The sequence below is a fragment of the Nocardia aegles genome (assembly GCF_052545135.1).
Genome location: NZ_JBQWRI010000002.1, coordinates 463345 through 486256, shown reverse-complemented (window position 1 = coordinate 486256; position 22912 = coordinate 463345). Strand labels below are relative to the sequence as shown.

At 68.4% G+C, this 22912-nt stretch carries 18 protein-coding genes; 5 read left to right on the top strand and 13 right to left on the bottom strand.

What is annotated here, in order from left to right; all coding sequences use genetic code 11:
• The first annotated feature begins 46 nt into the window (after window positions 1–46).
• From ACT89H_RS07505 to ACT89H_RS07485, 4 genes are all read left to right on the top strand, one after another.
• Window positions 47–1477 carry a S8 family serine peptidase gene (locus tag ACT89H_RS07505; protein WP_445107778.1) on the top strand — a complete coding sequence of 477 codons (1431 nt, stop codon included), beginning with the start codon at window positions 47–49 and terminating at the stop codon, window positions 1475–1477.
• 468 nt (window positions 1478–1945) lie between these two features.
• A complete protein-coding gene (locus ACT89H_RS07500) occupies window positions 1946–2443 on the top strand; it encodes a MarR family winged helix-turn-helix transcriptional regulator (protein ID WP_445107777.1) in 498 nt (165 codons plus the stop codon).
• A gap of 37 nt (window positions 2444–2480) precedes the next feature.
• The gene (locus tag ACT89H_RS29565; protein WP_498049528.1) at window positions 2481–5027 is read left to right on the top strand and encodes an MFS transporter; all 2547 of its coding nucleotides are present in this window, start codon (window positions 2481–2483) and stop codon (window positions 5025–5027) included.
• Window positions 5024–5845 (top strand): YceI family protein, encoded by an 822-nt coding sequence (locus tag ACT89H_RS07485; RefSeq protein WP_445107776.1) that lies wholly within the window; start codon window positions 5024–5026, stop codon window positions 5843–5845. The genes ACT89H_RS29565 and ACT89H_RS07485 overlap by 4 nt, the downstream gene beginning before the upstream one ends.
• 79 nt (window positions 5846–5924) lie before the next feature.
• On the opposite strand, the gene ACT89H_RS07480 is transcribed toward ACT89H_RS07485, so the two are convergent.
• Window positions 5925–6167 (bottom strand): MarR family transcriptional regulator, encoded by a 243-nt coding sequence (locus tag ACT89H_RS07480; RefSeq protein ID WP_445107775.1) that lies wholly within the window; start codon window positions 6165–6167, stop codon window positions 5925–5927.
• 426 nt (window positions 6168–6593) lie between these two features.
• Between ACT89H_RS07480 and ACT89H_RS07475 the strand changes: the two genes are divergently transcribed.
• Window positions 6594–7421: a helix-turn-helix domain-containing protein gene (locus ACT89H_RS07475; protein ID WP_445107774.1), complete on the top strand. Its 828-nt coding sequence runs from the start codon at window positions 6594–6596 to the stop codon at window positions 7419–7421.
• 70 nt (window positions 7422–7491) lie between these two features.
• Here ACT89H_RS07475 and nuoN read toward each other — a convergent pair whose 3' ends face one another.
• The 12 genes from nuoN to ACT89H_RS07415 are packed head-to-tail and all read right to left on the bottom strand — an operon-like array spanning window position 7492 to window position 22907.
• Complete coding sequence (nuoN, locus tag ACT89H_RS07470) at window positions 7492–9117, bottom strand: NADH-quinone oxidoreductase subunit NuoN (RefSeq protein ID WP_445107773.1); 1626 nt, start codon at window positions 9115–9117, stop codon at window positions 7492–7494.
• Window positions 9114–10736 (bottom strand): NADH-quinone oxidoreductase subunit M, encoded by a 1623-nt coding sequence (locus tag ACT89H_RS07465; RefSeq protein ID WP_445107772.1) that lies wholly within the window; start codon window positions 10734–10736, stop codon window positions 9114–9116. The genes nuoN and ACT89H_RS07465 overlap by 4 nt, the downstream gene beginning before the upstream one ends.
• Entirely contained in the window at window positions 10733–12619 is a 1887-nt protein-coding gene (nuoL, locus tag ACT89H_RS07460) for an NADH-quinone oxidoreductase subunit L (RefSeq protein WP_445107771.1), read from the bottom strand. The genes ACT89H_RS07465 and nuoL overlap by 4 nt, the downstream gene beginning before the upstream one ends.
• A gap of 1 nt (window position 12620) precedes the next feature.
• A complete protein-coding gene (gene nuoK, locus ACT89H_RS07455; protein ID WP_445107770.1) occupies window positions 12621–12920 on the bottom strand; it encodes an NADH-quinone oxidoreductase subunit NuoK in 300 nt (99 codons plus the stop codon).
• Window positions 12917–13747, bottom strand: coding sequence for an NADH-quinone oxidoreductase subunit J (locus tag ACT89H_RS07450; protein WP_445107769.1), 831 nt, complete (start codon window positions 13745–13747; stop codon window positions 12917–12919). The genes nuoK and ACT89H_RS07450 overlap by 4 nt, the downstream gene beginning before the upstream one ends.
• Window positions 13744–15624 carry an NADH-quinone oxidoreductase subunit NuoH gene (gene nuoH, locus ACT89H_RS07445; protein WP_445108246.1) on the bottom strand — a complete coding sequence of 627 codons (1881 nt, stop codon included), beginning with the start codon at window positions 15622–15624 and terminating at the stop codon, window positions 13744–13746. Before nuoH ends, ACT89H_RS07450 begins: the two co-directional genes overlap by 4 nt.
• A gap of 16 nt (window positions 15625–15640) precedes the next feature.
• On the bottom strand, window positions 15641–18178 hold the full coding sequence (locus ACT89H_RS07440) for an NADH-quinone oxidoreductase subunit G (protein ID WP_445107768.1): 2538 nt from the start codon (window positions 18176–18178) through the stop codon (window positions 15641–15643).
• Complete coding sequence (nuoF, locus tag ACT89H_RS07435) at window positions 18175–19497, bottom strand: NADH-quinone oxidoreductase subunit NuoF (protein ID WP_445107767.1); 1323 nt, start codon at window positions 19495–19497, stop codon at window positions 18175–18177. The genes ACT89H_RS07440 and nuoF overlap by 4 nt, the downstream gene beginning before the upstream one ends.
• Window positions 19494–20258: an NADH-quinone oxidoreductase subunit NuoE gene (gene nuoE, locus ACT89H_RS07430; protein ID WP_445107766.1), complete on the bottom strand. Its 765-nt coding sequence runs from the start codon at window positions 20256–20258 to the stop codon at window positions 19494–19496. Before nuoE ends, nuoF begins: the two co-directional genes overlap by 4 nt.
• Complete coding sequence (nuoD, locus tag ACT89H_RS07425; RefSeq protein WP_445107765.1) at window positions 20255–21580, bottom strand: NADH dehydrogenase (quinone) subunit D; 1326 nt, start codon at window positions 21578–21580, stop codon at window positions 20255–20257. The genes nuoE and nuoD overlap by 4 nt, the downstream gene beginning before the upstream one ends.
• Window positions 21580–22356 (bottom strand): NADH-quinone oxidoreductase subunit C, encoded by a 777-nt coding sequence (locus ACT89H_RS07420; protein ID WP_445107764.1) that lies wholly within the window; start codon window positions 22354–22356, stop codon window positions 21580–21582. The genes nuoD and ACT89H_RS07420 overlap by 1 nt, the downstream gene beginning before the upstream one ends.
• Window positions 22353–22907, bottom strand: coding sequence for a NuoB/complex I 20 kDa subunit family protein (locus tag ACT89H_RS07415; RefSeq protein ID WP_040866749.1), 555 nt, complete (start codon window positions 22905–22907; stop codon window positions 22353–22355). Before ACT89H_RS07415 ends, ACT89H_RS07420 begins: the two co-directional genes overlap by 4 nt.
• Window positions 22908–22912: the final 5 nt, after the last annotated feature.

Below are 22912 nucleotides of genomic sequence, written 5' to 3'. Positions count from 1 at the left end.
GCACATCCGGTGGCGAGCCGGATGCTATCGCGGTTGACTGGGCGCCATGGCATCCCAGCAATCCGAGCTCCGGTCGCCCGCGGAACTCATCGTGGTCACCCATGGCACCGATACCGCGATCACGCCGATCGCTTTGCGCGACAGTCACAGCGCGCAAGCGCGTCTGGCGGAGCTACTCCCGGCCGGGAGCGAGCTGGTGCGGATCTTCGGACCGGCCAACCGCCTGGAGCGCAGGCTCACCGGCACCCCGCACCTGGAAACCGGAGCCGAATACCTCAACTATTTCCACGTCCGCGGCGGCACCGGCCGACTCGACGAACTGGCTGAGCGGTTGCGTGCCGCCGACGACGTGGCGGCGGCGTATGTGAAACCGCCCGCCGAACCGCCGATCGCGCCGGTAGGTACGCGAGCGGTCACCGCCCGCTCCATCGTCGAGGCTCCGCCGGTCACGCCGGATTTCTCGGTGCGGCAGGGATATTTGGATGCCGCCCCGCAGGGGGTCGACGCCCGGTGGGCCTGGACGGTTCCCGGCGGCCGGGGAACCGGCGTACGGGTGGTGGATGTCGAGGGCGCGTGGCGGTTCACCCACGAGGACCTACAGGTCGATCAGGGCGGGGTGATCGGAGGCAGCCCCGCACCGGAGCAGGGGTGGCGCGACCACGGCACCGCGGTCGCCGGAGTGATCAGTGGCGACGTCAACGCCTACGGCATCACCGGGATCGTGCCCGAAGCGTACATCCGCGCGGTGTCGATCTTCGGGTCCGGATCGGCTGCCGCGATCCGCTCGGCGGCGGACGCGCTCGGCCCCGGCGACGTGCTGCTGCTCGAACTGCACCGGCCCGGCCCGCGTTTCGCCTACGCCAACCGGCCTGATCAGCGCGGCTATATCGCGATCGAGTGGTGGCCCGACGATTTCGCGGCCATCAGGTATGCGGTCGGCAAAGGCGTAGTCGTCGTGGCGGCGGGAGGCAACGGCGGCGAAGACCTCGACGCCGCGGTCTACGACGCCCGACCCACGGAATTCCCGAGTACGTGGCGCAATCCCTTCCGCGGCGGCGAGGCCGATTCCGGGGCGATCATCGTCGGGGCCGGCGCACCCCCACCCGGCTTCCGCGGTCGCGACAACGGCCCGGCCCGCTCCCGCCTGCCGTTCTCCAACTATGGAGAACGGGTCGACGTGCAGGGGTGGGGACTGGAAGTAACCACCACCGGGTACGGCGACCTGCAAGGCGGTCCCGACGAGGATCTCTGGTACACCGACGTGTTCAGCGGAACCTCGAGCGCGTCCCCGATCGTGGTCGGCGCGGTCGCGAGCTACCAGGGCATGAGCGCGGCCGCGGCCGGACGCAAGACTCCGGCGGAAGTGCGTGCCCGACTGCGGGAAACCGGGTCACCGCAAACCGATGCCCCGAATCGGCCGGCAACCCAGCGCATCGGCAACCTACCGGATCTGAAATCGATGATCTTGCCACGGTAGGCCGTCGAGGCGGTCAATCGCCGAGGAATGAAATGCTCGGCAGCCCCGGTACCCCGCGCGCCGATTCCAATCGCCGGAATCCACCTATCGCATACTTGATCGAAACGGAATCCGCCGCTATCGAGCGGAGCGGGCCGATCAACTGCCGATATCCGCCGCGACCTCGGACAGCCGGTGGACGTGACGCCCGAACCGGCCGCGGTCCTCGAGCGTGCCGCCGAGGGGCTTCCCTCGCGTCGGCGGCGAGTGGGGTGTCGATGCCGTCGTCTGCCGTGACGACGATCCGGATCCGGCCGACGTCGGCGCGATGGTCGTAGGCGGCGAGGGCGTCACGTCCCGCGCGGCCGGCCGCCACGGCCGCGATCAGCGCTCGAAGGAGGTGGACACCAAATCTGTAGCTAATTGCTTAGCGCAAGTAAGCAGGCTATAGTTGCGTAGCGCAAGCAACTAATGGTGCTGGGAGTAGGTATGGCAGTCTCACCCGACGCGGCTCGGAGCCTGATAGTCGAGCTCTATTACATGGGCCGGTCGATCCGCGCTGCCCTGGCTCACGGGGAAGAGGGGCACCTGCTGCCGGGTGGTGTGGGCGTGCTCGGCTGCCTCGACGCCAGGGGGCGATGCCGGCAGGTGGATCTGGCCGCGGACTTGTGTATCAGCCCGTCGACACTGAGCAGGCAGGTCGCCGAGTTGGTGAGTTCCGGCGACATTGCCCGCCATGCCGATCCCAGCGATGGCCGGGCCACCCTCATCGAGATCACGGACCAAGGACGGGATCTGCTGCGGCGCATCCGAGTGTCGCGGGCACGGGGATTGCAGGCCGCTCTCGCCGATTGGAGCGAGGACGAAGCCGAGCAGGCCGCCATGGTTGTTCGGAAGCTCAGGAATTCACTGGCCGCAGTCGCGCACCACACCGCGGTGGTCGGGAGCGAGCCGGTTTCGGCAGAGAGTCAGGAAGTGGATGTCTAATTCAGTCGATGTGGGGACGCAGCGCGATCCGGGCACGATGACCCATCGCCAAATCCTGGAAGCGATGACGGGGCTGCTGGCCGCGTTGTTCACCGCGCTGCTCAGCACCACGATCGTCTCGACCGCGCTTCCCACGATCATCGGCGACCTGGAGGGTTCGCAGACCGCCTACGCCTGGGTCATCACCACGGCGCTGCTGGCCAACGCCGCCTCCACCCCGATCTGGGGCAAGTTCGCCGATCTGTTCAACAAGAAGCTGCTGGTCCAATCGGCCATCGTCATCTTCGTCGCCGGTTCGGTCATCGCCGGACTCGCCCACACCGTGGCGGTGCTGCTGATCGCGCGCGTCGTCCAGGGCATCGGCATGGGTGGACTGACCGCGCTCGTCGTCGCGATCATCGGCTCCATCATCCCGCCACGAGAACGCGGGCGCTACTCGGGCTACATGGGCGCGGTGATGGCGGTCTCGATGTCCGGCGGCCCCATCCTCGGTGGCGTCATCGTCGACAGCCCGCTCGGCTGGCGCTGGTGCTTCTTCGTGTGCGTGCCCATCGCGGTGATCGCCCTGGCGCTGTTGCAGTGGACGTTGCGGCTGCCCACCGACCGCAAAGAAGGCGTGTCGATCGACTGGCTCGGCGCGACACTGCTGACCGCCGGTGTCTCGGTGCTGCTGATCTGGGTGTCGTTCGCCGGGAAGGCGAACTACTACGCCTGGATCTCCTCCGAGTCGGCGCTGTACATCGGTGCCGGTGTGCTGCTGTTGATCGCGACCGTGTGGGTCGAGTCCCGCGCCGAGTCGCCGATCATCCCGCTGCCAATCGTCACCGAACGCACCACGGGTCTGGCGATCATCGCCTCCATCGCGGTCGGCGTCGGCATGTTCGGCGCGACCACCTTCCTGGGCCAGTACTTCCAGACCGCGCGCGGCTACTCGCCGACCGCCGCGGGTGTGCTGACCATCCCGCTGGTCGCGGGCATGCTGATCGCTTCGGTCGGCTCCGGTCAGCTGATCACCCGCTTCGGCAAATGGAAGAGCTTCGTCGTCTCCGGCGCCGCGCTGCTAGTGGCCGGATTCGCGCTGCTGTCCACGATCGACCACGCCACCAACCTGTGGCTGGTCGGCATCTACATCACCGTCGTGGGGCTCGGCGTCGGCATGATGATGCAAAACCTGGTGCTGGCGGTGCAGAACACCGTGAGCGTGCACAACATCGGCGCCGCCTCCAGCAGCGTCGCCTTCTTCCGCACCTTCGGTGGCGCGATCGGGGTCTCGGTGCTGGGTTCGGTGCTGGCCACCCGCGTCAGCGAACTGTCCGCGCAAGGCTTCGCCGAGCTGGGTATCCATCCCGCGTCCTCCGGCGGCGGCAACCTCAATCTCAATGCCCTACCGGCACCGATAGCCACGATCGTGCGCGCCTCCTACGGCGACGCGACCGGCCGGATCTTCCTCATCGCCGCCGGCGCGACGGTCGTCGCGCTCATCGCGACCGCGCTGCTGCCGAACCGCCCGCTACGCCGCACGATCGACCTCGATCCGGACCTCGGGCAGACCACGAAAATGTCTGCGTCGCAGGATGATTCAACAGCAGACGACCTGGCGGCACTGGATGCCGAACTGGTCGCGCTCGAGGAGTCGAGCTGGGACGAGAACCAACTGTGGGAGGGCGTCGAGCGGGTGTCGTCCGAGCCAGAGCCGGTGTCGGCCGCGTCGATCGGGCGGCCTGCGGTGGTAGAGCAGAACGGTCGCGTGTACCGGGTCGCCGCGTCGTCGCAGAACGGTGTGTCGACCGGCGGCTTGCCGGGGTCGGACTTCGAGGGCGGGGCGTTGGGTGGTCGTGTCCAGCGTGAGGACGGTCGTCCGGTGCCGGATGCGGTGTTGACGTTGGTCGATCACGGTGGCCGTCAGGTCGCGCGGGCGAGCAGTGCTGCCGATGGTGGTTATGCGATCACCGCGCCGGAGATGGGTGACTATGTATTGATCGTGTCGGCGGTGGGGCACCAGCCGACCGCGGTCACTGTGTCCGCCGGCCGGCGACCCCAGCGCCTGGATCTGACCTTGGTCGGTTCCGGTGAGTTGTCGGGTGTGGTCCGTACCGGCGGCTCCGGTGTGCCGCTGTCGGGTGCGACCGTCACGTTGACCGATTCGCGCGGCGAGGTGGTCGGATCGGCTGTCACCGGCGTCGACGGCACCTACGTGTGTCGCGGTGTGGTGTCAGGTGTCTATACCTTGGTCGCGGTCGCTGAGCATATGCGTCCCAGTGCCATCGCATTGACGGTGCCGGACAGTGGTGTGTTGCGTCATGACATCGAGTTGGCCCCGATGGCGGTGCTTGCCGGGTCGGCGTGGGCGGAGGGCAGCCGAGCGGTGCCGGATGTGCTGGTCAGTGTGCTCGACGCCGCGGGGCAGGTGACCGCGACGGCACGCACGGACGAGAACGGCCGGTATGTCGTGACCGATCTGCCCGAAGGGCAGTACACCGTCGTCGCGCGTGGTTATCCGCCGGTGACCGGGCAGGTCACCGTGTCCGGTGGGGAGGTCGCCTACGATGTGCGGCTGGGTTACGAGACCGAGGATCGTCGATGAGCGGTTTGACCGGTCGGGTGTGCACCACACAGGGATGGCCGGTACCGGGTGCGGTGTTGACGGTGACCGATTTGAGCGGGCGCCAGATCGCCCGCGCGGTCGTCGACGAGACCGGGGCGGTGGGCACAGAGCTGTTGCCCGCGGGTGTTCATACCGCGGTGCTCACCGCTGTCGGATTCGAGCCGGTCGCGCGGACCGTGCGGATCTCTCCGGCAGGCACGGGTGTGCTCGGTGCGGTGGTGTTGGTGCCGATCGCCGGGACGGTGGCGGCACCGCCACCGGGGCCGTGGACGATCGATCCGGTGCATTCGACGGTGATCGCAACGGTGCGCCATCTGGGAATAGCCAGTATCAAGGCCAGATTCGCCGAAGTGAGTGGGCGGCTCGATATCGCCGAGCCGTTCGAGCGGTCCACCGGGCACGCGGAGATCAAAGCGGCGAGTATCGATACCGGAATCTCGATGCGTGACGATCATCTGCGTTCGCCGGAATTCTTGGATGTCGACACCTACCCGCTGATCACTTTCACCGGCAGCGGGTTCCGCCGCACCGGTGGTGACACCTGGGTGATGCCGGGAGAGCTGACCCTGCACGGGCAGCGCCGCTCGGTCGATCTCGAGGTCACCTATGGTGGATCCGGACCGGATCCATGGGGTGGTGTGCGCGCTGCGTTCCACGCCGAAACAGTGTTGCACCGCAACGATTTCGCGATCGATTACAACGCGGTCGTACGCGCGGGAGTGGCCGCCGTCGGCACCACCGTCAAACTCGACCTCGATATCGAAGTCGTACAAGGCGAGCGGCTACCCGCGATGTAGCCGGCTGCGGCCGCTCCCGGGTGAATCGAGCAGGCGCGGAGCCTCGAGCCGATGTACCGGGCGCCGGGACCATTTCTGTTCACAATGTGAATCTGCGTCCCTTCGCGGCCCACTCGCCGCGCCCGCGCGGCGTGATGGTCCAGCGGCCGCGGTGCCGGCAGTCCATGATCAGACCGCGCGATTGCAGGCGCAGCAATGCGCTGCGCACCGACGAGGAGGTCAGTCGCGCCTGCTGCGCGAGTTGGTCGACGGTGAGCAATCCGCCCGGCGCCAGCACACCCAGCACCGCGAAATCGGCGGCAATCCTGGGTCGTCTCATCATGCCGCAGCCCTTTCCGTCGAGGAGAAGGCAGCCCGGGACCGGCCTCGGCTCGGCAGCCCCGGGTTGCCGAATCGACGGTAGAAGCCACACCGACACCCCGCCATGACTTTGCGCGACTTTGCGAAGTGCGTTGACCGGCATCGGGTCCGGTGGGGACTATTGCACGACATCGCCCGCCGGCTCTCGCAAAGGATCAGCCATGAACTTGCGACTTCTCGGATCCGGATCCGACCATGGAGCTTGCCCAGCCGTGTACGCGACCGACACCGGCGTGCTCGTGGTGCAGAGTGATGGATCGGAGCATTCACCGGGCTGTCGATCAACGGACCCCGCGTTGGTCGCCGGGTACCTGTGGGTGCGGGAACGGCTGTGGCCCATGGGCATAGACCATCAGCGATATTGCGACAGTGAGCAAGAGTGAACGGTGTGTCGGACGCACGCGAGGTGCTGGGCGCGCGCCTGCGTGAACTTCGTCGCGCTGCCCACCTCACCGGCCTGCAACTGGCCGCGAGGTGCGGCTGGCATTCGAGCAAGGTCTCCCGCATCGAGGGCGGCAAGCAGACACCGTCGGAAGCGGACCTCGCAGCGTGGTGCGAAGCCTGCGGGAATACCGCCGTGCTGGACGATCTGGTCGCCGGCGCGCGCAATCTGCAGTCGATGTACCTGGAATGGCAGCGCGCCGTCGCCTCTGGGCACGCGCGCAGGCAACGGCAGTCGATCCACCTGGAGGCGCAGGCCACGCAGATCCGCTGGTACGCGCCGGACACGCTGCCGGGGCTGCTGCAGACCGAGGGCTACGCGCGCGCGATCCTGACCGCCTGCATCGCCGTGACCGGCGGGCGCGACGATCTGGAAGAAGCGGTGGCCGCGCGCATGACCCGCAAGCAGGTGATCTTCCGGGTGAAGCACCGGTTCCACTTCGTGATCAACCAGGCCGCGCTCTGGCGCACGGTCGGCGACGCCACCGTCATGGCCGAGCAACTCGCTCACCTGCTCGCGGTGATGGCCAACCCGACCGTCCGACTGGGCATCATCCCGATCTGCGCGGAGTACCGCGCGCCCGCGACGAACTTCGTCATCTATGACCGCTCGCAGGTGCTGACGGAGACGGTCTCGGCGGAACTCACCATCACCCGGCCATCCGAGATCGCTGCGCACGAGAAGACCTTCGCGATCCTCGCCGAGCAAGCCGAGTACGGCGATCGCGCTCGGGCCCTGATCGCGAAAGCACTGGAACGCCGCCGCGGCGCCTGAGTGCGTCGAGCCGTGACACGACGATGCCGCCGCGGACGGGCAGCGGCGGCATCGGGGTGATCGAGTCCCGTCAGCGGATGAACGTCGCCGCTTGGTCGGCGAGATCGAGCAACGGTTGTGGAAAGACACCCAGCGCGAATGTAACCCCCGCGGTGATCGCCACGATCGTCGTGGTCAGGGGCGGGCTGACCAGCACCGGCGCGTCGGCGGGCGGGTCGGTGAAGAACATGAGCACGATCACCCGCAGGTAGAAGAACGCCGCGACGGCGCTACAGATCACGCCGATGATGACCAGCGATGTCGCGCCGCCCGAAGCGGCGGCCTCGAAGACGGTGAACTTGCTGACGAACCCGCTGGTGAGCGGCAACCCCGCGAAGGAAAGCAGGAACAGCGCGAAAACGGTTGCCAGCCAGGGCGAGCGGCGGCCGAGCCCCGCCCACCGCGGCAGACCGGTGGCCTCGTCGCCAGCCGGCTCGCGGACCAGGCTGACCACGGCGAACGCGCCGAGCGTGCCGATTCCGTAAGCCGGCAGATAGAACAGCACCGCCGCGACACCGCGATCGTTGGCCGCCACCGGCCCGGTGAGCAGGAATCCGGCATGGGCCACCGAGGAATACGCGAGCATTCGTTTGACGTCGGTCTGCGTGATCGCCATGACCGCGCCGACGGCCATGGTCGCGATCGCGACGGCCGCGAGGATGGGCCGCCAGTCGTCACGCAGGCCGGGGACCGCGACCTGCAGTACGCGCACCAGCGCGCCGACCGCCGCGATCTTGGTGGCCGCGGCCATGAATCCGGTGATCGCGGTGGGAGCGCCTTGGTAGACGTCGGGCACCCAGGACTGGAACGGCACCGCGCCGATCTTGAACAGCAGACCGACCGCGAGCATCGCGACCCCGAGCACCGCCAGCGTCGCGTTGTCCGGATGCTGCGCGATCGCGTCGGCGATGCCGCCGAGCCGCACCGTGCCCGCCTGGCCGTACAGCAGCGCGACGCCATAGAGAAAGAACGCCGAGGAGAACGCGCCGAGCAGGAAATACTTCAGCGCCGCTTCTTGGGAGAGCAATCGTTTGCGCCGGGCCAGACCGCACAGCAGATACAGCGGCAGCGACAGCACTTCGAGCGCGACGAACATGGTCAGCAGGTCGTTGGACGCCGGGAACAGCAGCAGGCCGCCGACGGCGAGCATCGTGAGCGGAAACACCTCGGTGGTGGCGACACCCGCGTGCAGCGCCGCCGCTTCGGCCGCGCTGCCGGGCACCGCGGAAGCCTGGGGGGTGAAGGCGTCCACACCGCGTTCGAGGGTGGCGGCGGCCCTGCTCCAAGTTCCGGGGCCCGACCGCGCCCGCCGGCGCGGCTCGGCTCCACGCTCGGCGATGAACACGATCCCGAGCAGCGACACCACCAAGATCGTGCCCTGCAGGAACAGGGTCACGCCGTCGATCGCGACCGCACCCGCGACAGCGGTGGTTTCGGTGCCGGCCAACAGCAGCACGGCGACCAACGCGGCGACCGAGCCTGCCACGCTCAGCACCAGCTGGGTGGCATAGCGGTAGCGCCGGGCGACGAACGCTTCGGCGAGCACGCCGAGCACGGCGGCGCCGAACACGATGAGCATGGGGGACAGGGCGCCGTACTCGATGCTCGGCGCGGGAACGCTCGCGGCGAGCGTCGTGGTGGAGGCGAGGTCGGTCATTTGGGGGCACCTCCGGGATGGTGGGCCGATCCCGCTTCCGCCGGTGGCACCGACGGCGCGGGATCGCTCCGGCCGATGGTGGTGAGCGTCTGGCTCACCGCCGGATCGATGAAGTCGGTCAGGACTTTCGGGTAGATGCCGAGGAACAGCAGCGCGGCGATCAGCGGAATCACGACGGCCAGTTCACGCGGGGCGAGATCCCAGATCCGCTCGTTGCCTTTCTTCACCGGTCCGGTCATCATTCGCTGGTAGAGCCACAGCACGTAGAGGGCCGCCAGCACCAGTGCGCCGGCGGCGATCACGGCGGCGAACCGGTAGCGGGTGAAGGTGCCGATCAGCACGAGGAATTCGCTGATGAACGGGGCGAGACCGGGTAGCGACAGCGTCGCCAGACCGGCGATGAAGAACGTACCGGCCAGTACCGGTGCCACCTTCTGCACGCCGCCGTACTCGGCGATGAGCCGGGTTCCGCGCCGCGACACCAGGAATCCGGCCACCAGGAACAGCGCGGCGGTGGAGATGCCGTGGTTGACCATGTACAGCGTCGCGCCGGTTTGGCCCTGGCTGGTCATGGCGAAGACGCCCAGGATGATGAAGCCGAAGTGGGAGATCGAGGTGTAGGCGATCAGGCGCATCACGTCGGTCTGCCCGATGGCCAGCAGCGCGCCGTACACGATGCCGATCACCGCGAGGGTGATCACCAGCGGCGCGTAGGTGTCCGACGCGGAGGGGAACAGCAGCAGGCAGTAGCGCAGCATGCCGAAGGTGCCCACCTTGTCGACCACGGCCATCATCAGTACCGCGCTGGACGGCGTCGCGGCGACGGCGGCGTCGGGCAGCCAGGTGTGCAGCGGCCATAGCGGCGCCTTGACCGCGAAGGCGAACATGAACCCGAGGAACAGGGCATTGAGCACCGCGGGGCCCGCGCCGAGCTGTCCGGCGTCGGCGGCGGCGACCACGGTGCGGAAATCGAACGTGCCCGAGGAGCCCTGGCCCAAGCCTTCGCGGGCGGTGAGTACATACAACCCGATGATCGCGGCCAGCATGATCAACCCGCCGAACAGGTTGTACAGCAGGAACTTCACCGCCGCGCGGGAGCGCTGCCTGCGCAGCAGTGCGTCGCCGGTGCGCGGACCGAACCCACCGATGAGGAAGTACATCGGGATGAGCATCGCCTCGAAGAAGACGTAGAACAGCAGGATGTCCAGGGCGACGAAGGAGATCAGCACCATCGCCTCGACGAGCAGGATGAGTGCGACGTAGGTGTGGGCCACCCGCTTGCCGCTGCCGACTTCGCGTTCGTCGTGCCAGCCCGCCAGGATCAGCAGTGGCACAAGCGCCGTGGTCAGCAGCACCAGCACCAGTGCGATGCCGTCCAGTCCGAGGGTGTAGCCGGCGCCGAACGCCGGGATCCACTGGTGGGATTCGACGAACTGGTATCGCGCGCCGACGGGATCGAAGCGCACCGCCAGCCCGATGCCGGTACCGAGCGCGAGCACCGAGAAACCCAGTGCCACCGCGCGGGCGAGGGTGCGTCGCGCGGCGGGCAGGGCCAGCACGATCGCCGCACCGACGACCGGCACCAGCCACAGCGTCGTCAACCAGGGGAACTCGTTCACCACAACCTCACCGCCAGCAGGGCGGCGGCCACCAGGGCCGCGCCGGTGAACATGGACAGGGCATAGGAGCGCACGAACCCGGACTGCACTCGCCGGGCGCGTGCGGACAACCCGCCGATCAGCGCCGCGATGCCGTTGACGACGCCGTCGATGCCGCGATTGTCGAGGAAGACCAGCGCCCGGGTCAGGTACTGGCCCGGCCGCATGAACGCGGCCTCGTTGACCGTGTCGCCGTAGAGATCGCGGCGCGCGGCGACGGTGAGCGCGGATACGGCTTCGGGTGCGGTCTCGGGGACCTCGCGCTGCGCGTACTGCGCGTAGGCCACCCAGACCCCGACGGCGACCACGCCCAGCGCCAGGATCGTGACCAGCGCCGCGGGAACGGCTTCGGTGCCATGGTGGGTGCCGACGACCGGTTCGAGCCAGTTCTGCAACGAGGAGCCGAAGACGAACACCGCGCCGGCTCCGATCGAGCCGACGGCGAGCAGGATCATCGGCCCGGTCATCACCGCGGGGGCTTCGTGCGGGTGGGTGTCCGGCTTCCAGCGCCGCTCGCCGAAGAAGGTCATCAGCATGACCCGCGTCATGTAGAACGCGGTCAGTCCCGCGCCGGCCAAGGTGACCAGTCCCAGCGCCACCCCACCGAGACCGCCTTGGTTGAACGCCGCCTCGATGATCCGGTCCTTGGAGAAGAATCCGGCGAACGGCGGAACGCCGATGATGGCGAGATAGCCGAGACCGAAAGTGACGTAGGTGATCGGCAGCAGGGTGCGCAGTCCGCCGTAGCGGCGCATGTCGGTTTCGTCGTTCATCGCGTGCATCACCGAACCGGCGCCGAGGAACAGCCCGGCCTTGAAGAACCCGTGGGTGAGCAGATGCATGATGGCGAAGGCGTACCCGGCGGGGCCGAGCCCGGCGGCCAGCACCATATAGCCGATCTGGCTCATGGTGGAGGCGGCGAGCGCCTTTTTGATGTCGTCCTTCGCGCAGCCGATGATCGCGCCGAACAGTAGGGTGACCGCGCCGACCAGCACCACGCCGAGGCGTGCGTTCGGTGCGAGGTCGAAGATCGCGTTGGAGCGCGCGATCAGGTACACGCCCGCGGTGACCATGGTGGCCGCGTGGATGAGCGCCGACACCGGGGTGGGGCCTTCCATCGCGTCACCGAGCCAGGATTGCAGCGGCACCTGCGCGGACTTGCCGCATGCGGCCAGCAGCAACAACAGGCCGATCGCAGTGAGCGTGCCCTCGCCCGCGGCGGACGCGGCTCCGAACACGACATCGAAGTCGACCGACCCGAACGTCGCGAACATGACCATCATCGCGATCGCCAAGCCCATGTCGCCCACCCGGTTGACGACGAACGCCTTCTTGGCAGCCGTTGCCGCGGACGGCTTTTCGTGCCAGAACCCGATCAGCAGGTAGGAGGCCAAGCCGACGCCTTCCCAGCCGAGGTAGAGCACGAGGTAGTTGTTCGCCAGCACCAGCAGGAGCATGGCCGCGAGGAAGAGGTTCAGGTAGGCGAAGAACCGCCGCCGCGCCGGATCATGGCTCATGTAGCCGATCGAGTAGACGTGGATCAGTGAGCCGACGCCGGTGATCAACAGTGCGAAACACATCGACAGCTGGTCGAGTCGCAGCGCGAAGTCAACCTGGAGGCCGGCTACCGGGACCCAGCTGAACAGGTTCTCGTGCACCGGTCGGTCGACGGTGTCGCGACCGAGCATGTCGGCGAACGCGAGAGCGGCGACCACGAACGAGGCCAGGGCCAGCGCGGCACCGAGCAGATGACCCCACTTGTCGGCGTAACGTCCGGTCAGCAACAGGACGATCGCGCCCGCCAGGGGGAGGGCGGGCAGCAGCCACAGCGTTGCGGTGCCCACGTCAGAACTTCAGCAGGTTGGCGTCGTCGACCGAGGTCGAGCGGCGGGTGCGGAAAATGGTCATGATGATGGCCAAGCCGACGACCACCTCGGCCGCGGCGACCACCATCGTGAAGAACGCGAACACCTGCCCGTCGAGGTTGGCGTGCATCCGGGCGAAGGTGACGAACGTGAGATTCACCGCGTTGAGCATGAGCTCGATGCACATGAACACGACGATGGCGTTGCGCCGCAGCAGCACTCCGGCCGCACCGATCGTGAACAGCAGAGCGGACAGGAACAGGTAGTTCTCGGGATTCACCGGTTGCCTTCCTCGTCGCTGGGTGTGTCGGTCCCCTCCGATACGGGCGTGGTGCCGACCGAGATGACGGCCGCTTCGGTGAGCGCCCTGGTGCGGCGGTGCCGCAGGATGGTGCTGACCGACAGCTCCTCGAACGACCCGTCGGGCAGCCGCGCGGGGACGTCCACCGCGTTGTGCCTGGCGTAGACGCCGGGGGTGGGCAGTGGCGTGGCGCGGTGGCCCTTCTCGCGGAACCGCCGGCGCGACAGCTCGCGCTGATCGGTGCGAGCGCCGAAGTGCTCGCGGTGCGCGAGCACCATGGCGCCGATGGTGGCGGTGATCAGCAAGGCGCCGGTGAGTTCGAAGGCCCACACGTAGCGCAGGAAGATCAGTTCGGCCAATTCGGCGATCACGTTGCGGCCGGAAAAACCAGTGGCGGGGAAGGTGATTTCGGATTCGCGCACGCCGTGGGCGATGCCGCCGCTGAGCAGCAGCCCGAAGCCGACGCCGACCGCGGCGGCGGCGAGCCGCTGGCCGCGGATGGTTTCCTTCAGCGATTCGGCGGAGTCGACGCCGACGAGCATCAGCACGAACAGGAACAGCATCATCACCGCGCCGGTGTAGACCACGATCTGCACGACGCCGAGGAACAGCGCGTCCTGGGCGATGTAGAACGCGGCCAGCGCGATCATCGTGGCGGCCAGGCACATCGCGGAGTGCACCGCCTTGGGCGCGAACACCATGCCGAGCGCGCCGAGCACGGCCAGCGGGGCGAGGATCCAGAACTGGACGGTCTCGCCGGTGGAGGCGCGGGTCAGCGGCTCCGCGGCCAGGATCAGTTCGGTCACCGTGTCGCTCCTTCCGCACCGGCGGCAGCGGGTTCGCGGGGCGCATCGGTCGCCGTGGCTCCGCTGGTGGTCTGCGCGGTGCCGGGCACTCGGCCGAGGTAGTAGTCCGCCTCGTCGGCGCCGGGGTGCATGGCGTGCGGCGGCGCGGTCATGCCGGGCTGCAGCGGGGCGAGCAACCGGTCCTTCTCGTAGATGAGATCGGCCCGGTTGTCGTCGGTCATCTCGTAGTCGTTGGTCATCGTCAGCGCCCGGGTGGGGCAGGCTTCGATGCACAATCCGCAGCCGATGCAGCGCAGGTAATTGATCTGGTAGACCCGGCCGTACCGTTCACCGGGCGAATACCGTTCGGTCTCGGTGTTGTCGGCGCCCTCGACGTAGATCGCGTCGGCGGGGCAGGCCCATGCGCACAACTCGCAGCCGATGCACTTCTCCAAGCCGTCGGGATGCCGGTTGAGTTGGTGCCTGCCGTGGTAGCGCGGCGCGGTCGGCGTCTTCTGCTCGGGATAGAACTCGGTGTTCGGTTTCTTGAACATGGTGCCTGCGGTGACCGCGAACCCGGCCAGCGGCTCGAACAGCCCGGCTTTGCCGCGGGTGGCGTCGCGCGCGTGTGCGTCGGCGGGCAGCGGCGGCACCGGGAAGCCGAGGTAGACCTTGGAATCGGTCGAATCGGTGGAACCGGTGGCCACCGGTTCCTCGACCGGTGGCGCGGTCGGCTGTGCCCGGCCCGCCCGCAGGAACTGCAGCACCAGCAGGCCGGCGACCAGCAAGCCACCGATCACCAGGATGGGGGTTCGCACTCGGTAGCCCTCGGCCTGCAACACCCGCGCGGTGGCCACCACCATGACCCAGGCCAGCGAGGTCGGGATCAGCAGTTTCCAGCCGAGATTCATGAACTGGTCGTAGCGCAGCCGGGGCAGTGTGCCGCGCAACCAGATGAACACGAACAGGAACGTCCAGACCTTCGCGGTGAACCACAGCACCGGCCACCAACCGGAATTGGCTCCGTCCCACATGTTCAACGGCCACGGCGCATGCCAGCCACCGAGGAACAACGTGGTGGCCAGCGCGGAAACCGTCCCCATGTTGACGTACTCGGCCAGCATGAACATCGCGAACTTGAGCGAGGAGTACTCGGTGTGGAAGCCACCGACCAGCTCGCCTTCGGCCTCGGGCAGGTCGAACGGCGCCCGGTTGGTCTCGCCGACCATGGCGACGCAGTAGATCAGGAACGACGGCAGCAGCAGGAACACATACCAGGTGCCTTCCTGCGCGGACACGATGCCGGAGGTGGCCATGGTGCCCGCGAGCAGGAACACCGCCGCGAAGCACAGCGCCATCGCGATCTCGTAGGAGATGACCTGCGCGGTCGAGCGCAACCCGCCCAGCAGCGGATAAGTCGAGCCCGACGACCATCCGGCCAACACGATGCCGTACACGCCGATGGAGGTGATCGCGAGGATGTACAGCACCGCCACCGGCAGATCGGTGAGCTGCAGTGGGGTGGTGACACCGAAGAAGGACACCTCCGGCCCGAACGGGATCACCGCGAACGCCATGAAGGCGGGCACCACCGAGATGACCGGCGCCAGGATGTAGATCGGTTTGTCCACGATCGCGGGGACGATGTCCTCTTTGAGCGCCATCTTCACGCCGTCGGCGATGCTCTGCAACGAGCCGAACGGCCCGGTCCGGTTCGGGCCGATGCGCATCTGCATGCGTGCCACGATCTTTCGTTCCGCCAGCACGGCGACCAGCGGAATCAGCATCAGGTAGACGAAGACGGCCAGTGCCTTGACGATCACCAGCCACAACGGGTCGTGCCCGAACCCGCTGGGCGCGTAGGGATCGGACGCGGCGTGGGTCACCGTGGACGCCATGACGAGCGCGGCGAGATCACTCATGACGGTGCTCCTTCATCCTCTCGTCGGCGTGCCGCAGATACACGATCGCGCCGGGCTGGGCCGCGAGCTGCTCGGCGATCGAACAGCCGGGCGAGTGCTGCGGCAGCCAGACCACGCGGTCGGGCAGGTCACTGATCAGCACGGGGAGCGTGATCGCGCCGCGGCTGGTGGCGACGGTGACCAGGTCGTCGGGTTGCACGCCGATCTCGGCGGCGGTGGCCGCCGACAGACGCACCACCGGCGGCCGGGCGATGCCGGCCAGATTCGGTTCGCCGTCTTGCATGCGGCCTTCGTCCAGCAGCATGCGCCAGCTGGCGAGCACCGCCGTTCCGGGTTGCGGCCGCGGCAGCGGGTTGGCCTGGTGCACGGGGGCGGTGACGGGTGCGCCGTCCCACGCGCCGAGTTCGGCGAGTTCGGCGCGGGCGGATTCGATGTCGGGCAGGCCGAGGCGCACCGACATCTCGTCGGCGATGGCGTGCAGCACGCGCTGATCCGACAGCGGCGCGGTCTGACGGCGCACCATATCGTCGCCGAGCGCGGCGGCGAACGGGCGTGGCCTGCCCTCCCAGGTGCGGAAGGTGCCGGACTTCTCCATCGCCGCGGCTACCGGGAAGACCACGTCGGCGCGTTCGGTGACCGCGCTGCGGCGCAGTTCCAGGCTCACCACGAACCTGGCGGCGTCGATCGCGGCCAGCGCCGCGGCCGGGTCGGGCAGGTCGGCGACATCGACCCCGCCGATGACCAGCGCGCCGAGGCCGGACGCGGCCGCCAGGATCGCCGCGGTGTCACGGCCCGCGCCGACCGGCAGCTCCGGCACGTTCCACACGGCCCGGACCTGCTGGCGGGCGCGGGGATCGGCGACGGGCCTGCCGCCGGGCAGCAGACCGGGCAGCGCACCCGCTTCGACCGCGCCGCGTTCACCTGCCCGGCGCGGCACCCAGGCGAGGGCGGCTCCCGTCTCGTCGGCGAGACGTACGGCGGCCGACAGCGCGCCCGCGATGCCCGCCATTCGCTCGCCGACCATGATCACCGCTCCCGGTTCGCGCAGCAGCCGGGCCAGATCGGCCAGCTGGGCGGGATCTGCTCCGGGCGTGGTGATCTCGCCGGTGCGGATGGCGTCGAGCAGATGCGGTTCGCCGCCCGGTACGGCGCGCATCAGCCGTCCGGACATGCGCTCGAGCCCGCGCGAGGAGTACGGCGCCAGCGAGTAGATGGGCAGTCCGCGCTTGCGGGCGGCCTTGCGCAGCCGCAGGTAGACGATCGGCGACTCTTCTTCGGGTTCGAATCCGACGAGCAGGACGACCGGTGCGGCCTCCATGCTGTCGTAGGTAACCGTGCCGTCCTGACCCGCGACGCGAGCGGCGAGGAAGTCGGCCTCCTCCGCCGAATGCGCGCGCGAGCGGAAGTCGATGTCGTTGGTGCCGAGCGCGACTCGGGCGAACTTCGCGTAGGCGTAGGCGTCCTCCTCGGTGACCCGGCCGCCGACCAGGACACCTGCGTTGCCGAAGGCCGCGGCGAGTCCCTCCGCGGCCGCGGCCAGCGCCTGCGACCACGAGGCGGGGGCGAGCTCGCCGTCCCAGCCGCGCACGAGCGGGGTGGTGAGCCGGTCGGGTTCGGTGGCGTAGGCGAAGGCCCACCGGCCCTTGTCGCAGTTCCATTCCTCGTTGACCTGCGGGTCGTCGCCGGCCAGCCTGCGGAGCACCTTGCCGCGCCGGTGGTCGGTGCGCTGGGCGCAGCCGGAGGCGCAATGCTCGCAGACGTTCGGGCTGGACACCAGGTCGAACGGGCGCGCGCGGAAACGGTAGGCGGTGCCGGTGAGCGCGCCCACCGGGCAGATCTGCACGGTATTGCCGGAAAAGTAGGAGTCCAGCGGTTCGGCCTGCGCGGTGCCGACCTGTTGCAGCGCTCCGCGATCCATCAGTTCGATGAACGGATCGCCGGCGATCTGCTGGGAGAAACGGGTACAGCGGGCGCAGAGCACGCAGCGTTCCCGGTCCAGCAGCACGGCCGTGGACAGCGGAATCGGCTTGGGGTAAGTGCGTTTGCGGCCGTCGAACCGGGATTCGGCGCGGCCGGTGGACATCGCCTGGTTCTGCAGCGGGCACTCACCGCCTTTGTCACACACCGGGCAGTCGAGCGGATGGTTGATCAGCAACAGTTCCATCACGCCCTCCTGCGCCTTGTCGGCGGCAGGGGAGGTGAGCTGGGTGCGCACCACCATGCCCTCGGAGACGGCCATGGTGCAGGAGGCGACCGGTTTGCGCTGCCCTTCGACTTCGACCAGGCATTGGCGGCAGGCGCCGACCGGGTCGAGCAGCGGATGGTCGCAGAAGCGGGGGATCTGGATGCCGATCAGTTCGGCGGCCCGGATCAGCAGCGTGCCGGGCGGCACGCTGACGGCGGTGTCGTCGATGGTCACGGTCACCAGGTCGGCGGGCGCGGGCGCGCCGTTGTGGTCACGCACGGCGGCAGGCCCGGTAGCCGTTCGCCCGCCACCTCTGATCGAATCGCTCCGCGATACCGGTTTCATCCGACCTCTTCTCTTGACTCGGCCCATGCCGTGCTGCGCGCCGGGTCGAACGGGCAGCTGCCCAGCCGCAGGTGTTCGGCGTATTCCTCGCGGAAGTACTTCAGCGAGGAGATGATCGGGCTGGCCGCACCGTCGCCGAGAGCGCAGAACGACTTGCCGTTGATGGTGTCGCTGATGTCGAGCAGCTTGTCCAGATCGGATGCGACGCCGGAGCCGGCCTCGATGCGTTGTAGCAACTGCACCAGCCAGTAGGTGCCCTCCCGGCACGGGGTGCATTTGCCGCAGGACTCGTGGGCGTAGAACTCCGTCCAGCGCAGCACCGCCCGCACCACGCAGGTGGTGTCGTCGAAGATCTGTAAGGCCTTGGTGCCGAGCATGGATCCCGCACCGGCGACGCCTTCGTAGTCGAGCGGCACGTCGAGATGTTCTTCGGTGAACAGCGGCGTCGACGAGCCGCCCGGAGTCCAGAATTTCACCCGGTGCCCGGCGCGCACGCCACCGGCGTAGCCGAGTAGCTCGCGCAACGTGACGCCCAGCGGAGCCTCGTACTGCCCCGGCCGGGTCACATGACCCGACAGCGAATAGAGGGTGAAGCCGGGCGATCGCTCGCTGCCCATGGAGCGGAACCACGCGATGCCGTTGCGGATGATGGGCGGCACGCTGGCGATGGACTCGACGTTGTTCACCACGGTCGGGCAGGCGTACAGGCCCGCGACGGCGGGAAACGGCGGGCGCAGGCGAGGCTGGCCGCGGCGGCCTTCCAGCGAGTCCAGCAGCGCGGTCTCCTCGCCGCAGATGTAGGCGCCCGCGCCGGCGTGGACGATCAGCTCCAGGTCGTAGCCGGAGCCGAGGATGTCGGGGCCGAGGAAGCCCGCCTCGTAAGCCTGGGCCACCGCGGCCTGCAGCCGCCGCAGCACCGGAACCACTTCGCCGCGCACGTAGATGAACGCGTGCGCCGCGCGGATGGCGTACGCGGCGATGACGACGCCTTCGATCAGCGCGTGCGGCGCGGCCAGCATGAGCGGAATGTCTTTGCAGGTGCCGGGTTCCGATTCGTCGGCATTGACCACCAGGTAGTGCGGTTTGGTGACGCCGTCGGGGCCTGGGCCCTGCGGGATGAAGCTCCATTTCATGCCGGTGGGGAAGCCCGCGCCGCCGCGCCCGCGCAGACCCGCGTCCTTGACGGTTTGGATGACCTGATCCGGATCCATCCGCAGCGCGGTGCGCAGCGCTTGGTATCCGTCGTGGCGCCGGTAGGTGTCCAGCGTCCAGGACTGCGGATCGTCCCAGTAGGTGCTCAACACTGGGGTGAGTGTCATCGCCTGCCCTCCGCGTCCGGTTCCGGCGCGGGGGCGCGCATGCCCTGTTCGCGGGCGACTCGCAGACCGGCGAGCGTCGCCTCACCGGCTGTGCCGTCGAGCGCGCCGGGGCGCTCGTCGGGGAATCCGGCGAGGATGCGGGCGGTCTGTTTGAACGTGCACAGTGGCGCGCCCCTGGTCGGGGTGACCTGCTGTCCGGCCCGCAGCGCGTCCACGAGAGCCCGTGCGGATTCGGGGGTCTGGTTGTCGAAGAACTCCCAGTTGACCATGACCACCGGGGCGAAGTCGCAGGCCGCGTTGCACTCGACGTGCTCGAGTGTGATCGAGCCGTCCGCCGTGGTTTCGCCGTGCCCGATGCCGAGGTGGCGCTCGAGTGCGGCGAGGATGGCGTCGCCGCCCATGACCGCGCAGAGCGTGTTGGTGCAGACGCCCACGTGGTAGTCGCCGGTGGGTGCGCGCCGGAACATCGAGTAGAAGGTGGCGACCGCGGTGACTTCCGCGCCGGTCAGGCCCAACTGCTCGGCGCAGAACTCGATTCCGGTGCCGGTGACGCAGCCCTCCTCGGACTGCACCAGGTGCAGCAGGGGCAGCAGCGCCGAGCGTGGATGCGGATAGCGCGCGACGATCTCCTTGGCGTCGGTTTCGAGTCGTTCGCGGACGAAAGGCTGATAGGGCTCGGGCCGTGTGCTGAGTTCGAGCAGGACTTGCGTCGTCCCGTCGCCGGCGCCGTTCGAGGTATCGCCGTGTGTTGCCGGGTTCATCGGTCCACTCCGCCCATGACCGGGTCGATGCTGGCGACCGAGGCGATGACGTCGGCGACCATGCCGCCCTCGCACATCGCCGCGACCGCTTGCAGATTGGTGAACGAGGGGTCGCGATAGTGCACCCGGTAGGGCCGGGTGCCGCCGTCGCTGACCATGTGCACGCCCAACTCGCCGCGGGGCGACTCGACGGCCGCGTACACCTGGCCGGCCGGAACGCGGATGCCTTCGGTGACCAGCTTGAAATGGTGGATCAGGCCCTCCATGGATGTGCCCATGATCTTGCCGATGTGCTCGGGGGAGTTGCCGAGTCCGTCGGCGCCGAGCTGCAGGTCGGCGGGCCAGGCGATCTTCTTGTCGTCGATCATCACCGGGCCGGGCCGCAACCGGTCCAGGCACTGCTCGACGATCTTCAACGATTCCTTCATCTCCTCCACCCGGATGACGTAGCGGCCGTAGCAGTCGCATCCGGTGGTGATGGGAACGTCGAATTCGTAGTTCTCGTAGCCGCAGTAGGGCTGGGCTTTGCGCAGGTCGTGCGGCAGGCCGGTGGCGCGCAGCACCGGGCCGGTGATGCCGAGGGCCATGCAGCCCCGCAGGTCGAGGTAGCCGATGTTCTGGGTGCGGGCCTTCCAGATCGGATTGGCGGTGAGCAGATGCTCCATGTCGCGCAGTCGTTTGGGCAGCAGCGCGAGCAGTTCGCGCACCTTGGTGACGCCGTTGTCGGGCAGGTCCTGCACCAGGCCGCCGGGGCGGATGTACGCGTGGTTCATCCGCAGGCCGGTGATCGTCTCGAACACGTCGAGGATCAGCTCGCGTTCGCGGAAGCCGAACAGCATCGGCGTCAGCGCGCCGAGTTCCATGCCGCCGGTGGCCAGGGCGACCAGGTGCGAGGAGATGCGGTTGAGCTCCATCAGCAGCACGCGGACGATCGTGGCGCGCTCCGGGATCTGTTCGGTGATGTCGAGCAGCTTCTCCACGCCCAGGCAGTACGCCGTCTCGTTGAAGAACGGCGACAGGTAGTCCATCCGGGTGACAAAGGTGACGCCCTGGGTCCAGTTGCGGAATTCGAGATTCTTCTCGATACCCGTGTGCAGGTAGCCGATTCCGCAGCGGGCCTCGGTGACCGTTTCGCCTTCGATCTCCAGGATCAACCGCAGCACGCCGTGGGTGGACGGATGCTGCGGACCCATGTTGACGACGATGCGTTCTTCGCCCGTGCCGGACAGTGTCTCGGCCACCTGCTCCCAGTCCTGCCCAGCGACGGTGACCGTGGCGGGCTCGGGCGTGGTGACCTCGGGTTCGGTGTCGGTGTCGTGCATCAGCTGTATGCCCTCCGCTCGTCGGGCGGCGGAATGCGCGCGCCCTTGTACTCGACCGGGATCCCGCCGAGCGGGTAGTCCTTGCGCTGGGGATGACCGCGCCAGTCGTCCGGCATGGTGATCCGGGTCAGCGAGGGGTGGCCGTCGAACCGGATGCCGAAGAAGTCGTAGGTCTCGCGTTCATGCCAGTCGGTGGTCGGATACACCTCGTACAGCGAGGGAATGCGCGGGTCCGCGTCCGGCGCGGAGACCTCCACCCGTAGGCGGCGGTTGTGCGTGATCGACATGAGGTGGTAGACGGCGTGCAGTTCACGGCCGGAATCCTCCGGGTAGTGCACGCCGTCGACGCCGAGGCAGAGTTCGAAACGCAGCGCGGGATCGTCGCGCAACGCACGGGCCACCGCGGGCAGATGCTCCCGGCGTACGTGCAGGGTGAGCTCGCCGCGGAAGACGATCACCTTCTCCAGCGCCGCGTCCAGGCGGACGCCGGTGGCGGTGAGCGCGGCCCGCAGCGCGTCGACCACCTCGTCGAAGTACCCCCCGTAGGGGGCGGGCGTGCCGCCGGGCAGGGTGACCGGGCGGACCAGGCGGCCGTAGCCGGAGGTGTCGCCGGTACCGGTGGCACCGAACATGCCGCGGCGCACGCCGATGACGTCGGCGTCGGCCTGGACGGAATCCTGCTGGGGCAGTGTGCCTTCGGGGCCGGTGGTGGCCGCGGCATCGATCGGGTCGTGTGCGGGCGGGGTTTCGGTGTGGTCCGGGGTGTCGAAGGTCATCGCAGCAGACCCTCCATCCGGATGGTCGGCGTCGAGGCGAGCGCGGCTTGTTCGGCGGCGCGGATGGCTTCCTCGCGGTTGACGCCGAGCGGCATCTGTTGAATTTTGGCGTGCAGTGCCAGGATCGCGTTCAGCAGCATCTCCGGACGGGGCGGACAGCCGGGCAGGTAGATATCCACCGGCACCACGTGATCGACGCCCTGCACGATGGCGTAGTTGTTGAACATCCCACCGGAGGAGGCGCACACGCCCATCGCCAGCACCCATTTCGGTTCGGTCATCTGGTCGTAGACCTGGCGCAGCACCGGAGCCATCTTCTGGCTGACCCGGCCCGCGACGATCATCAGATCGGCCTGCCGCGGCGAGGCGCGGAAGGCCTCCATGCCGAAGCGGGCGATGTCGAACCGGCCCCCGCCGGTGGCCATCATCTCGATGGCGCAGCAGGCCAGCCCGAAGGTGGCCGGCCACAGGGAGCCCTTACGCAGGTATCCGGCGAAATCCTCGACCGTGCTCAGCAGGAAGCCGCTGGGCAGTTTTTCCTCGAGACCCATGTTCT